This is a genomic window from Streptomyces sp. NPDC032721 (assembly GCF_055579625.1).
In genome coordinates this window covers 1-11,835 of record NZ_JBVIMX010000012.1, presented here as the reverse complement: position 1 = coordinate 11,835, position 11,835 = coordinate 1, and the positions used below count along the sequence as shown (strand labels likewise).

Sequence of the window (11,835 nt, the reverse complement as noted above, 5' to 3'; positions counted from 1 at the left end):
CCTTGGGGGGGGAGGGGCCGCTTGCAGGGCCCCCTTGCCCTCCCGTTCCGCCCCCCGGGGGGCGGAACGGGCGGGCAAGGGGGCGGCCCCCGGCGGAGCCGCACAACTCGCCCCCGCCCCACCTACGCCATGGCCCCCGCTCCACACACGAGTGGCCCCTACCCACCCCCCAACTCCCTCCTCAACCTCCCCCCATCCACCTTCCAGAAGGTGAACTGCTCCCCATCCACCAACACCACCGGAATCTGCTCCCAGTACTCCCGATACAACTCCGCATCCAAAGAAATGTCCTTCTCCTCCCACCGCACCCCCACCTCACCGCACACCGATTCGACGACCCCCCGTGCGTCATCACACAAATGACACCCAGGCTTCCCGATCAAAGTGACCAACCGCTCACGCCCTCCCCCGCCGCCCCCGGACACCTTCTTCTTCCGCCACAAAGCACTCATCCCCCCATGATGCTGGGAAAGCCCCGTAACAACCCGGACGCGGAGAGTTCACACCCCCGCATCCCTCCGGCTCGGGAAGTTCCGAACAGAATGGCTATGCTCACGACATGGCCGCACTGGGATGGCTCACCCCCCGTAGGCGCTCCGCGACCGCACGGAGCGTGCTGGCGGGCGAGGCTGCAGCCGAAGCAGCACGAAAGTCCGTTACGGAGCTGGAGGACCTGGAGGCGGCACGTGCCGCCGAGTCCGGCGCCCCCGAAGAGCCCGAAGAGCCCACCCCCTCAGAACCCGAGTTCCCGGTCCCCGGCGACACCAAGGCCGCCGCCTTCTTCGACCTCGACAACACCGTCATGCAGGGCGCCGCGATCTTCCACTTCGGCCGCGGCCTCTACAAGCGGAAGTTCTTCGAGCGCCAGGAACTCTTCCGCTTCGCCTGGCAGCAGGCCTGGTTCCGCCTCGCCGGCGTCGAGGACCCCGAGCACATGCAGGACGCCCGCGAGAGCGCCCTGTCCATCGTCAAGGGCCACAAGGTCTCCGAGCTGATGACCATCGGCGAGGAGATCTACGACGAGTACATGGCCGAACGCATCTGGCCCGGCACCCGCGCCCTCGCCCAGGCCCACCTGGACGCGGGCCAGAAGGTCTGGCTGGTGACGGCCGCCCCCGTCGAGACGGCCACGATCATCGCCCGCCGCCTGGGCCTCACCGGCGCACTCGGCACCGTCGCCGAGTCCCACGACGGCGTCTACACCGGCCGCCTGGTCGGCGAACCCCTGCACGGCCCCGCGAAGGCCGAGGCCGTCCGCGCCCTGGCCGCCGCCGAGGGCCTGGACCTCCACCGCTGCGCCGCCTACAGCGACAGCCACAACGACATCCCGATGCTCTCCCTCGTCGGACACCCGTACGCGATCAACCCGGACGCCAAGCTCCGCAAGCACGCCCGCGAACGCGAGTGGCGGCTGCGCGACTACCGCACCGGCCGCAAGGCCGCCAAGGTCGGCATCCCCGCCGCGGCCGGCGTCGGCGCCCTCGCGGGCGGAACCGCCGCCGCCCTCGCACTGCACCGCCGCCGCCGCTGACCCACAGCAGGTCACCGAGCACCGAGACACCCAGGCACCAGGCACCAGGCACCAGGCACAAACCAAGGGCCGGGCGCACCCCAACCCCCGGGGCGCACCCGGCCCTCAGCCGTGGAACAACCAATCCGCCCTGGAACAACCAATCCCCTGGGCTTACCCGCCGCCTCCCCCCGCCAGTCCTCTTCCCGTCACTCGGCCACAACTCATCGGGCAAGCAGACAGATGACGCCACGACTCGATCAACAACCGGTCACTAACTGCTACTTGATACGCCTCGTAGACGTAACAGAAGAGACGGAAACGGTGATTTGAGCAACTGGGTGTAGTGCTGCCTGTACGAAGCGTTATTCTCCTCAGACGCATTCCGGAACCCATTCATCAGCACCACGAGTGAACAGTCCGGTACTGCACGTGATGGAAGCTCTGCCTCTGGGAGTCCCGTGTACCCACACGTCGGGGTTGACGCCTCGGGCCTGGCTACGCTGCGCGCAACGGTCATCGACCGTCTGCGCGGCTTCGTCCCCACCGCGTACGCCGTCCCCGCCTTTGCCACCCCTGTGCCTGTCGGCCCTTGCTATGCCCTGGCCGACGGCCAAGAGCGGGGGGCGGCGCGAAGCGCCGTCATTGAGGGGCGTGGGTCGGGAGACGGGCGGGCCGTCGGCAGACGAAGCCGTGGCGCCGCCAGCTCGGGCACCGGCACGTCCACCGTTCGTCGGCCCACCGCCGACAGCGACAGCGCACGCATGATGGATCTCGTCGAGCGCGCCCAAGGCGGCGAGGCCGAGGCCTTCGGCCGCCTCTACGACCAGTACAGCGACACGGTCTACCGCTACATCTACTACCGCGTCGGCGGAAAGGCGACGGCAGAAGACCTGACCAGCGAGACGTTCCTGCGCGCCCTGCGGAGGATCTCCACCTTCACCTGGCAGGGCCGCGATTTCGGCGCCTGGCTGGTCACGATCGCCCGGAATCTGGTCGCGGACCACTTCAAATCGAGCAGATTCAGGCTCGAAGTGACCACCGGCGAAATGCTCGACGCCAACGAGGTCGAGCGCAGTCCCGAGGACTCCGTCCTGGAGTCGCTCTCCAACGCGGCCCTCCTGGAGGCCGTGCGCAAGCTGAATCCTCAGCAGCAGGAATGCGTGACACTGCGCTTCCTGCAAGGGCTCTCGGTCGCCGAGACGGCCCGCGTCATGGGCAAGAACGAGGGTGCGATCAAGACCCTCCAGTACCGGGCCGTCCGTACGCTGGCCCGCCTGCTGCCCGACGACGCCAGGTGACTGACGCCGGGTGACCGTTCGATCACCGGCTGTCGAAGACTGACATCTTCGGCAGTCGGATCATCTTTCGTCCGTAACCCAAGTGCCCGGCGGCTCGTTGTGCGGAATGCAGGCTCCCTGCGGTCGCGCCATGCCCGCAGCCACTCACTCAATCGTGTGGACGTGCTCATGGCGTGCAACCTTCCGGACACCCGGGGAGTCGATCGTCATGACGAGAGGAGGTGCCGCCAGTGATCGCGAATGTATCGGCGCACCGGCGGGCCAACGCCTTCGCCCAGTCCCTGGAGGATCAGGAACTCCGGGACACGGCGGCCGAACAGCCCGAAGGTACGGCCGGAGCAGCCGAAAGGCCTGCCGACCAGGGGACACTGCTGTCCCTGGTCTCAGGTCTGGGCGGCCTGCCCGCACCCGAGATGGACCCCGAGGTCAAAGTGGTGCAACGAGCACAGCTCGTCGCCGCCATGGAGGCCATGCTGCTGGAAGGCACCGCGGGAGCACCCGCAAGCCCTCCGGTGCCCGAGCAGCGGACCGGACGGGGAGCCCACCGGGCCTCCGCGCTCCGCAAGCTGCGCCCCCGCTCCCGCTGGTCGAAAGGCCTCGCGGCAGGCGGACTCACCGTCGGTGTGGCGGCCGGAGCCTTCGGCGGCGTCGCCGCCGCCAGCTCCAACGCCCTCCCCGGTGATTCGCTGTACGGGCTCAAGCGCGGCATGGAGGATCTGAAGCTCACCATGGCGGGCGACGAGTCCGACCGGGGCCAGATCTATCTCGACCAGGCGTCCACCAGACTCCAGGAGGCCAGACGCCTCATGGACCGGGGCAAGGCCGCCGACCTCGACCACGAGCAACTGGGCGAAGTACGGCGCACGTTGAACGGGATGAAGCACGACGCCTCCGAGGGCCACCGGCTCCTCTACGAGGCGTACGAGAGAGACGGCAACATCGGCCCCATCCAGGCCCTGACCGCCTTCTCCCAGTCCCACCGCGACAGTTGGAGCAATCTGCGCAGCATGCTCCCCGCCCAGCTGGGCGACGTCGGCTCGCAGGTGAGCTCGGTCTTCGACGCCATAGACCAAGAAGTCGGCCCGCTCCAGTCACTGCTGCCCAAGCCGCCGCAGACCGACCAGAAGCCGGCCGCCCCGGGCACCCACAAGGACCGCCCCGGCACCCCGCACCAGAACGACAGGACGCGCCCCGGCGTCGTTCCCGGCACCACCCCCGGCGCCCCCCACCAGGGCAAGCCGGGCACCCCGCCGCCCGCCACCTCGGACGGCAAACCGTCGTCCGGCCTGATCGGCGGCGCCGGGGGCCTGCTGGACCCGCCCCCCGCCAACAAGCCGGCCCCGCCCACCCCGGACAAACCCGCCAAACCGGAGGTCCCGGACGTCACCATCCCGCCCATCCTCCCGGACGTACTCCCGGGCCTGGGCATCAACGGCGAGGACACCACGCGATAGCAACACCCGTGCAGCGGCGGCCGCCCCAGAAAACCACCGACCGCCGCTGCACCAACAACGTGGCCCCCGGGCCCCGCGATCCAGGTGCCGGGACGCCTAGAAGAACACCGACCGCCGCTGCACCAGCAACTTGGCCCCTCCGTCTGCTGCCCTCGCACCGCTCCGCGGGCTTCGGACAGCTGCGCCGGACTCCGTCCGTCGGCCCCGGACACTCGCGGCCCCGGTGTCCAAGGGCTAGAAGAACACCGACCGCCGCTGCACCAGCAACTTGTACAGCGTGTGCTGGATCTGTTCCCGTACCTGGTCCGTCAGGTTGAACATCAGCATCGGATCCTCGGCCGCCTCCGCCGAGTACCCGGCGGTCTCGATCGGCTCGCCGAACTGGATCGTCCACTTCGTCGGCAGCGGCACCGCCCCCAGCGGCCCCAGCCACGGGAACGTCGGCGTGATCGGAAAGTACGGGAAGCCCAGCACCCGGGCCAGCGTCTTCGAGTTCCCGATCATCGGGTAGATCTCCTCGGCGCCCACGATCGAGCACGGCACGATCGGCGCCCCCGCCCGCATCGCCGTCGACACAAAGCCGCCCCGCCCGAAGCGCTGCAGCTTGTACCGCTCGCTGAACGGCTTCCCGATGCCCTTGAACCCCTCCGGCATCACCCCCACCAGCTCGCCCCGCTCAAGCAGCGCCTGCGCGTCCTCCGCGCACGCCAGGGTGTGCCCGGCCTTGCGCGCCAGCTCGTTCACCACCGGAAGTACGAAGACCAGGTCGGCGGCGAGCAGCCGCAGGTGCCGCCCCGCCGGGTGCTCGTCGTGCACCGCGGCCTGGAGCATCAGCCCGTCCAGCGGGAGCGTCCCCGAGTGGTTGGCGACGATCAGCGCCCCGCCCTCGGACGGGACGTTCTCGATGCCCTTCACCTCCACCCGGAAGTACTTCTCGTAGAAGGGCCGGATCATCGACATCAGGACCTGGTCGGTGAGCTCGCGGTCGTACCCGAACTCGTCGACCTCGTAGTCCCCGGTGATCCGCCGCCGCAGGAAGGCGAGCCCGCCCGCGATCCGCCGGTCCCAGCCACCGCCGCCCTGCTCGGCCACCCGCTCCTCGTCCGCCACCGGAGCCGCCTCGGGTGCCTCGGGCGAGGTCCCCTGCTGTTCCGGTACGGGTGCCAGGGTGCCGCCGCCCGCCGAGGCGCCCGCACCGCCCGGGCCGCCCTTGCGCCCGCCCGGGCCCCGCTTCCCCGGCCTCGCGGCCCCCGCCCCCCGCCGCGACCGCGGCTCGTCACCGAAGGGGATGACCTTGGCGTCGGCCATGTCAGCTGCGCTCCTTGGATTCAGCGGATTGCGTTTCCGTACGTACGAAGCCGGCCGCGGCGGACACCTGCGCCGCCGCCCGGTCCACGGTACGGGCGAGCAGCTCGGGCGGCAGCAGCCCGGCCCCCCTGCTGCGCGCGAAGTCCGCGAAGGTCTCCGCCGTCGTGTACTTGGGCACGAAGCCGAGCGTCTCGCGCATCTGCGAGGTCCGCACCACCCGGCCGTGCGTCAGCAGCCGGATCTGCTCGGGCGAGAAGTCGCTCATCCCGACCGTCCGCAGCGCCGAGCCCACCCACCGCACGGCGGGCAGCAGGAACGGCACGGTCGGCCGCCCCAGCCTGCGCGCGCACTGCGACAGCAGCAGCACCCCGTCCCCGGCGATGTTGAACGTGCCGCTGTTGAGCGTCCCCCGGCGCGGATCGTGGGCGGCGATCCGCAGCACCTCCACCACATCGTCCTCGTGCACGAACTGGAGCCTGGGGTCGTACCCCAGCACCGTCGGCAGCGCCGGCAGCGAGAAGTACTCGGAGAGCGGGGAGTCCGCCCGCGGCCCCAGGATGTTCGCGAACCGCAGCACGCACACCGCCACGTCCGGGCGCCGCCTGGCGAACCCGCGCACGTACCCCTCGACCTCGACGGCGTCCTTCGCGAAGCCACCGCTGGGCAGCGACTTCGGCGTGGTCGACTCGGTGAAGACGGCCGGATCGCGCGAGGCGGACCCGTACACACTCGTACTGGACTTCACCACCAGGCGCTGCACGTCCCGCGACTTCTGGCACGCGCCGAGCAGCTGCATGGTGCCGATGACATTGGTCTCCTTGACCGTGGCCCGGCCGCCGCCACCGCCCAGCGGGGTCCCGGTCACGTCCATGTGCACGACGGTGTCGACCCCGTACTCGGCGAGGACCCGGGCGATCGCGGGCTGCCTGATGTCCGCCCTGACGAAGTCCGCGCCCCCGAGATGGTGCTCGGGAGGCACCGCGTCGACCCCGATCACCCGGTCCACCTCGGGATCCCGCTGCACGCGCCGCACGAAGCGGCCCCCCAGCTGCCGGGCCACACCTGTGACGAGCACGACCTTGCCCAAGATCAGCGCCTTCCCCTCGAATGCCCCCAGGGGTTCCCCGGTCTCCGCTCGCCCCGGGTCCCCCTTCGGTGGCCACCGTAACGCCTGCATGTTGCGCTGTGATGACCGAGCGGCACCCGAAGTGACCCCGGTCCCCTCAATGGCCAGAAAAACACACAGGGGCCCTTCCACCATCTCTGGTGGAAGGGCCCCTGGGACTGCGTACAGCTATCGCTTACTTCTTGTTGCGACGCTGAACGCGAGTGCGCTTCAGCAGCTTGCGGTGCTTCTTCTTGGCCATCCGCTTACGCCGCTTCTTGATAACAGAGCCCACGACTACCCTCGCTCACTTTTCGGAACACCTCCGCCGAAGGCGGAGATCGGTGCGGGGCGTCTGGGCCCACACGACCTAGCAAGGGCCTAGCCTAACCCGCCACCGAGTGAGTGACGTAATCCGAGGGGGATCTAGGCCGTCTCCACCCCCACGAAGGACTCACGGAGGTACTCGTGAACCGCTTGCTCCGGAACCCGGAAAGACCTGCCCACCCGGATCGCCGGCAGATGACCGCTGTGCACCAAGCGGTACACGGTCATCTTCGACACTCGCATCACCGAGGCGACTTCCGCCACGGTCAGAAACTTGACCTCGTTGAGAGGCCTCTCGCCTGAAGCAGTCATGACCCACCTGTACCTTCCGCACATGACGCGCACCGGCTTCCCCTTCCGGTGACTCTTCGTCGCTGTGCGCTCACTCCCCAGACTAGGGGCGTGTGATGCGAGTGGGGAAGAGGGGATGCGATCGGCCCGCTACCGTGACAGACACGCTCGATTGAGTACATAGCGTGTAAGCGGTCGGTAGTAATCAGACCGCACACCGTCATCAAGCGGAACGACCACGGACACCCGCCCCTCCACCTCTCCGACGAACAGCGCGGGGTCGTCGACATCCGCCAGACCAATCGCATCAAACCCCAGCTGACCTGCACCGCAGACCCAACCGTGATCTCCCACGACCAGCCCCGGAAGCGGCCCTCCACCCCCTGCCGCCGCCCCCAGAACCACCCGAACCGGGAGTGGAGAATGGGAGTGCACGCCGGTCTCACTCACGGGACCCCGCGCGCCGGGTTCGCGCACCAGCGCGACTCCCCGTACGTAGTCAAGGTTGTACGTACGTACGCCGAACCGGGTCGGTATGTCGACACGCTGCCCCTGCGCAGGGGTGAGCACTTCACAGCCCGCCGCCGACATGGCGTCTGCCAACTCGGCGTAGAAACCGACCAATCGATGCGGATGACCGGTCCCGAACAACACGGGAAGCCCTCTCCCGGCCGCCTCCCCGATCTTCTCCGCGAAGGAATCCAGCGCCGCCAACGTCCGTTCCGGATCAATGACATCGGGCCCCCGGCGATATCCCGGATCCCCGGAAACCCCGCACCGCTCCGCCATCAACCCGATCAACTCCCGCTCCCCCCACACCCCTTGAGGCTCCAGCCCCAGCAAAACCCTCGGGTCGCCCTCCCCGAACAACCGATAACTCCGCAGACTCTCCTCCCGCCGGGTCCCCACCACCCCGGCCAGCCGCGCCGCCAACAAATGCGCCCGCACCACCCCGCTGCTCAACACCCCTACATCCTCAACGCCCCCACCCCCACCCCACCCCAAAACCCCACCCCCACAACCCCCCTGGCCTAACCACCCCCCTCGCGCGACACGGCCGCCCCCGTTGCCCCGCCCCCCCCCACGCGCGGCGAAGCCGCCTACGCCCCCGCCCCCTTGGGCGGCGGGGCCGCGCGCCGAGCCCTCTTGGGCGGCGGGGCCGCCCCCCGGGGGCGGAACGGGCGGGCAAGGGGGCGGCCCCCGGCGGAGCCGCACCCCTGGTCCCCGCCCCACCTCCGCCACGCCCCCCCACCCCACCACGCCCACCACCGGAGTGGAGTGCCCCCCACCCCCTACGCCAACAACCCCCGCAACGGAAACACCGCCCTCCGCACCGCCACCACCGCCTGATCCACCCGATCCGAAGGGTCGTACCCCTCCTCCCAGGCCCGCCAGACCGGCGTCCGCCCATCCGTCATCCGCCCCGGCCCCCACTCCCGCGTCCGAGCGAACACCTCATCCCGCCAAGCCCCCGGAATCACCGTCTCCGGCGCCACCGGCCGATGCGCCGCGATCCCCACCAGATGCGTCCACGACCGTGGCACCACATCCACCACCGAGTACCCCCCACCCCCCAGCGCCAGCCACTTCCCCCCGTCCGCATACGCATGCGCGAGGTCATGGCACGCCGCCTGCACCGCCCTCTGCGCATCCAGCGAAACCGCCAGATGCGCCAACGGATCCTCGAAGTGCGTGTCCGCCCCGTGCTGCGTCACCAGCACCTGCGGCCGGAAATCGGCCAACAGCTCCGGCACCACCGCGTGGAAGGCCCGCAACCACCCCGAGTCCCCGGTCCCGGCCGGCAGGGCGACGTTCACCGCACCGCCCTCCCCCGGCCCCGCCGCCCCCGTCTCCTCGGGCCACCCCGTCCCGGGAAACAGCATCCGGGGATGCTCGTGCAGCGAGACCGTCAGCACCCGCGGGTCCTCCCAGAAGGCCGCCTGGACGCCGTCCCCGTGATGTACGTCCACATCCACGTAGGCGACCCGCTCCGCCCCCAGCTCCAGCAGCCGCGCGATCGCCAACGACGCGTCGTTGTACACACAGAACCCCGCCGCCGCCCCCGGCATCGCATGGTGCAGTCCGCCCGCGAAGTTCACGGCGTGCGCCGCGTCCCCCCGCCACAGCGCCTCGGCGGCCGCCACCGACTGCCCGGCGATCAGCGCCGCCGCCTCGTGCATCCCCACGAACGCCGGATCGTCCTCGGTCCCCAGCCCGTACGCCTGGTCCGCCGCCCGGGGATCCTCCGAGGCCGCCCGCACCGCGGCCACGTAGTCCTCGCGGTGCACCAGCTGAAGCGTCGAGTCCCCGGCAGCCGGAGCCGCCATCACATCAACTGCCCCATCAAGCCCGAAGGCCCGCACCAACCCCATGGTCAGTGCGAGCCGGACCGGATCCATCGGGTGCTGTTCCCCGAAGTTGTACGCCGTGACGGCGTCATCCCACATCAACAGTGCGCGGCCGCTCATGCCCGCCACCGTATCGGTCGCCCTCCGGCGCGAAGGACCGGGCGTACACCAGCGTCACCAGCACCATGGCCATCGGCACCAGCATCGCGCCCCGATAGCTCCAGGCGTCCCCGAGCGCCCCCACCAACGGCGAACCCACCAGGAATCCGACGTAGTTGAAGATGTTGAGCCGCGCGACCGCGACATCACTCGCCCCCGGGAACATCCGCCCCGCCGCCGCGAACGTCTGCGGCACGATCACGCACAGCCCGAACCCGAGCAGCGTGAACCCGAGCATCCCGACCCACGCCCCCGGCGCCGCCGCCACCACCGCGAACCCCGCGGCCGCCACCACGGCCCCGGCCCGCACCACCGCGACCGCCCCGAACCGCCGCACCCCGAAGTCCCCGACGGCCCGCCCGATCAGCGTCGTCACCATGTAGACGTTGTACGGAACGGTCGCCAGCGCCTCACTCGAACCCAGCACGTCCTGGAGGTACTTGGCACTCCAGTTGGAGACCGTCGAGTCCCCGATGTACGCGAAGGTCATCACCAGGCACAGCGGCAGCAGCAGCTTGAACGAGAACCCGGCCGCCGCAGCCGCCTTCCCGCCCCCGCCACCGCTCTCCCCGGCCCCACCCCTGGCGTCCACGTACCACTTGCTGCCGATCAGCGCCGCCGGCAGCAGCAGACACACGGCCGGCAGGTACGTCGTCAGCAGCGACAGCTCCCAGTGCGCCCCCACCCAGGCCAGCGAGGCGCCGGTGATCCCGCCGAGGCTGTACGCCGCGTGGAAGCCGAGCATGATGCTCCGCCCGTACGCCCGCTGGAGGCTGACCCCCAGCATGTTCATCGACGCGTCCAGCAGCCCGACCGAGAGCCCGAACGCCCCGAGCGCGACGGCCACGTGCCACATGTCCCGCCCGAGCCCGACCCCGATCAGCGCGAGCAGGACCACCGGCTGGGACCACCGCAGCACCGCCGCCGCCCCGACCCGTTTCACCAGGGCCTCGGCGACCACGCTGCCGACCCCGGCGAGGATCGGCACCGCCGCCAGGAAGACAGGCAGTACCGAGTCCGATATCCCGTACTGGCCCTGGAGGGCCGGTATTCGGGTCACGAGGACGGCGAAGGCCACCCCCTGGGCGAAGAAGCTCAACGCCAATGAGGCCCTGCCGTATCGCAGGCGCGCATCTGTCATGGGCGCTGAGCGTACGACCCCGGCCTACTCATGGGTAGATGGATCACACACCCAATATGGCCCGGCCCTCGGCCGCGCTCAGATCAACAGCCCCGGAAGTTCAGCCATGTCCGAAAAGTATCCGTTCGCCCCGGCCAGTCGCTCGGCCGGAGTCATCGCGGTGAATCCGAGGACGTCCATCCCCGCCGCGTGTGCCGCCTGCACCCCCAGCGGGCTGTCCTCGACCACCACGCACCGCTCCGGCGCCACCCCCATCTGCTGAGCCGCGTACAGAAACAGATCAGGCGCCGGCTTCCCCTTGCCCACGTCCTGCGAACTGAAGATCCACTCGTCCTCGAACCACTCGTCGAGCCCGGTCCGGCGGTGCGCGACCCTGATCCGCTCGTGCGTCCCCGAGGACGCCACGCAGTACGGAACCCCGTCGGCGACCAGCTTCCCCAGTACGTCCTCGACGCCCTGCACCGGCTGGAGCTCCCGCTCGAACGCCGCGAAGATCCGCGTGTGCAGAGTCTCCTCGAAGTCGGTCGGCAGCTCCTGCCCGCTCCGCTCCCGCACGAGGTCGTGCACCCGGTGCACCGCGGCCCCCATGTAGTCCCGCAGCGATTCCTCGTACGTCGTGGGGTGTCCGAGCTCCGTCAGATAGCTGGACAGGATGGTGTTGGAGAGGGGCTCGCTGTCCACGAGCACGCCGTCATTGTCGAAGATCACCAGGTCGTAGCGCATGGTTCGACCATAAACGCAAAAAAGCCGCAGGCCCCGAGTCGAAACGACTCGGGGCCTGCGGCTTTTATAAAATTTGTTCGGCGGCGTCCTACTCTCCCACAGGGTCCCCCCTGCAGTACCATCGGCGCGGAAAGGCTTAGCTTCCGGGTTCGGAATGTAACCGGGCGT

At 69.8% G+C, this 11,835-nt stretch carries 12 protein-coding genes and 1 rRNA gene; 3 read left to right on the top strand and 10 right to left on the bottom strand.

Features of this window, described 5'->3' with window-relative positions:
• Positions 1 to 158: 158 nt before the first annotated feature.
• Positions 159 to 452, bottom strand: coding sequence for a glutaredoxin family protein (locus ACZ5PB_RS24635; protein WP_468693911.1), 294 nt, complete (start codon positions 450 to 452; stop codon positions 159 to 161).
• Between the two features lie 107 nt (positions 453 to 559).
• Here ACZ5PB_RS24635 and ACZ5PB_RS24630 point away from each other — a divergent pair, with 107 nt between their 5' ends.
• From ACZ5PB_RS24630 to ACZ5PB_RS24620, 3 genes are all read left to right on the top strand, one after another.
• The gene (locus tag ACZ5PB_RS24630) at positions 560 to 1,531 is read left to right on the top strand and encodes an HAD family hydrolase (RefSeq protein ID WP_468693910.1); all 972 of its coding nucleotides are present in this window, start codon (positions 560 to 562) and stop codon (positions 1,529 to 1,531) included.
• Between the two features lie 440 nt (positions 1,532 to 1,971).
• Entirely contained in the window at positions 1,972 to 2,811 is an 840-nt protein-coding gene (locus ACZ5PB_RS24625; protein WP_468693909.1) for an ECF subfamily RNA polymerase sigma factor, BldN family, read from the top strand.
• Positions 2,812 to 3,041: 230 nt separating this feature from the next.
• Positions 3,042 to 4,265: a DUF5667 domain-containing protein gene (locus ACZ5PB_RS24620; protein ID WP_468693908.1), complete on the top strand. Its 1,224-nt coding sequence runs from the start codon at positions 3,042 to 3,044 to the stop codon at positions 4,263 to 4,265.
• Positions 4,266 to 4,499: 234 nt separating this feature from the next.
• On the opposite strand, the gene ACZ5PB_RS24615 is transcribed toward ACZ5PB_RS24620, so the two are convergent.
• From ACZ5PB_RS24615 to rrf, 9 genes are all read right to left on the bottom strand, one after another.
• On the bottom strand, positions 4,500 to 5,573 hold the full coding sequence (locus tag ACZ5PB_RS24615) for a lysophospholipid acyltransferase family protein (RefSeq protein ID WP_468693907.1): 1,074 nt from the start codon (positions 5,571 to 5,573) through the stop codon (positions 4,500 to 4,502).
• 1 nt (position 5,574) lies between these two features.
• Positions 5,575 to 6,660: an NAD-dependent epimerase/dehydratase family protein gene (locus ACZ5PB_RS24610; RefSeq protein WP_468693906.1), complete on the bottom strand. Its 1,086-nt coding sequence runs from the start codon at positions 6,658 to 6,660 to the stop codon at positions 5,575 to 5,577.
• Positions 6,661 to 6,874: 214 nt separating this feature from the next.
• Positions 6,875 to 6,973: a 30S ribosomal protein bS22 gene (locus ACZ5PB_RS24605; protein ID WP_003948845.1), complete on the bottom strand. Its 99-nt coding sequence runs from the start codon at positions 6,971 to 6,973 to the stop codon at positions 6,875 to 6,877.
• Between the two features lie 131 nt (positions 6,974 to 7,104).
• Positions 7,105 to 7,317 carry a helix-turn-helix domain-containing protein gene (locus ACZ5PB_RS24600; RefSeq protein ID WP_185027739.1) on the bottom strand — a complete coding sequence of 71 codons (213 nt, stop codon included), beginning with the start codon at positions 7,315 to 7,317 and terminating at the stop codon, positions 7,105 to 7,107.
• Between the two features lie 129 nt (positions 7,318 to 7,446).
• A complete protein-coding gene (locus tag ACZ5PB_RS24595) occupies positions 7,447 to 8,262 on the bottom strand; it encodes a phosphatase (RefSeq protein ID WP_468693905.1) in 816 nt (271 codons plus the stop codon).
• Between the two features lie 326 nt (positions 8,263 to 8,588).
• On the bottom strand, positions 8,589 to 9,764 hold the full coding sequence (locus ACZ5PB_RS24590; protein ID WP_468693904.1) for an acetoin utilization protein AcuC: 1,176 nt from the start codon (positions 9,762 to 9,764) through the stop codon (positions 8,589 to 8,591).
• Positions 9,733 to 10,944 carry an MFS transporter gene (locus ACZ5PB_RS24585; RefSeq protein WP_468693903.1) on the bottom strand — a complete coding sequence of 404 codons (1,212 nt, stop codon included), beginning with the start codon at positions 10,942 to 10,944 and terminating at the stop codon, positions 9,733 to 9,735. Before ACZ5PB_RS24585 ends, ACZ5PB_RS24590 begins: the two co-directional genes overlap by 32 nt.
• A gap of 78 nt (positions 10,945 to 11,022) precedes the next feature.
• Positions 11,023 to 11,667 (bottom strand): HAD family hydrolase, encoded by a 645-nt coding sequence (locus ACZ5PB_RS24580; RefSeq protein WP_468693902.1) that lies wholly within the window; start codon positions 11,665 to 11,667, stop codon positions 11,023 to 11,025.
• A gap of 75 nt (positions 11,668 to 11,742) precedes the next feature.
• Positions 11,743 to 11,835: ribosomal RNA gene (rrf, locus tag ACZ5PB_RS24575) — 5S ribosomal RNA — on the bottom strand; the annotation flags it as partial.

What these genes read in the sequence shown, in the direction of transcription:
- ACZ5PB_RS24635 (WP_468693911.1), bottom strand. Translation starts at nt 452, where the DNA reads ATGAGTGCTTTGTGGCGGAAGAAGAAGGTGTCCGGGGGCGGCGGGGGA.
- ACZ5PB_RS24630 (WP_468693910.1), top strand. Translation starts at nt 560, where the DNA reads ATGGCCGCACTGGGATGGCTCACCCCCCGTAGGCGCTCCGCGACCGCA.
- ACZ5PB_RS24615 (WP_468693907.1), bottom strand. Translation starts at nt 5,573, where the DNA reads ATGGCCGACGCCAAGGTCATCCCCTTCGGTGACGAGCCGCGGTCGCGG.
- ACZ5PB_RS24600 (WP_185027739.1), bottom strand. Translation starts at nt 7,317, where the DNA reads ATGACTGCTTCAGGCGAGAGGCCTCTCAACGAGGTCAAGTTTCTGACC.
- ACZ5PB_RS24590 (WP_468693904.1), bottom strand. Translation starts at nt 9,764, where the DNA reads ATGAGCGGCCGCGCACTGTTGATGTGGGATGACGCCGTCACGGCGTAC.
- ACZ5PB_RS24585 (WP_468693903.1), bottom strand. Translation starts at nt 10,944, where the DNA reads ATGACAGATGCGCGCCTGCGATACGGCAGGGCCTCATTGGCGTTGAGC.
- ACZ5PB_RS24580 (WP_468693902.1), bottom strand. Translation starts at nt 11,667, where the DNA reads ATGCGCTACGACCTGGTGATCTTCGACAATGACGGCGTGCTCGTGGAC.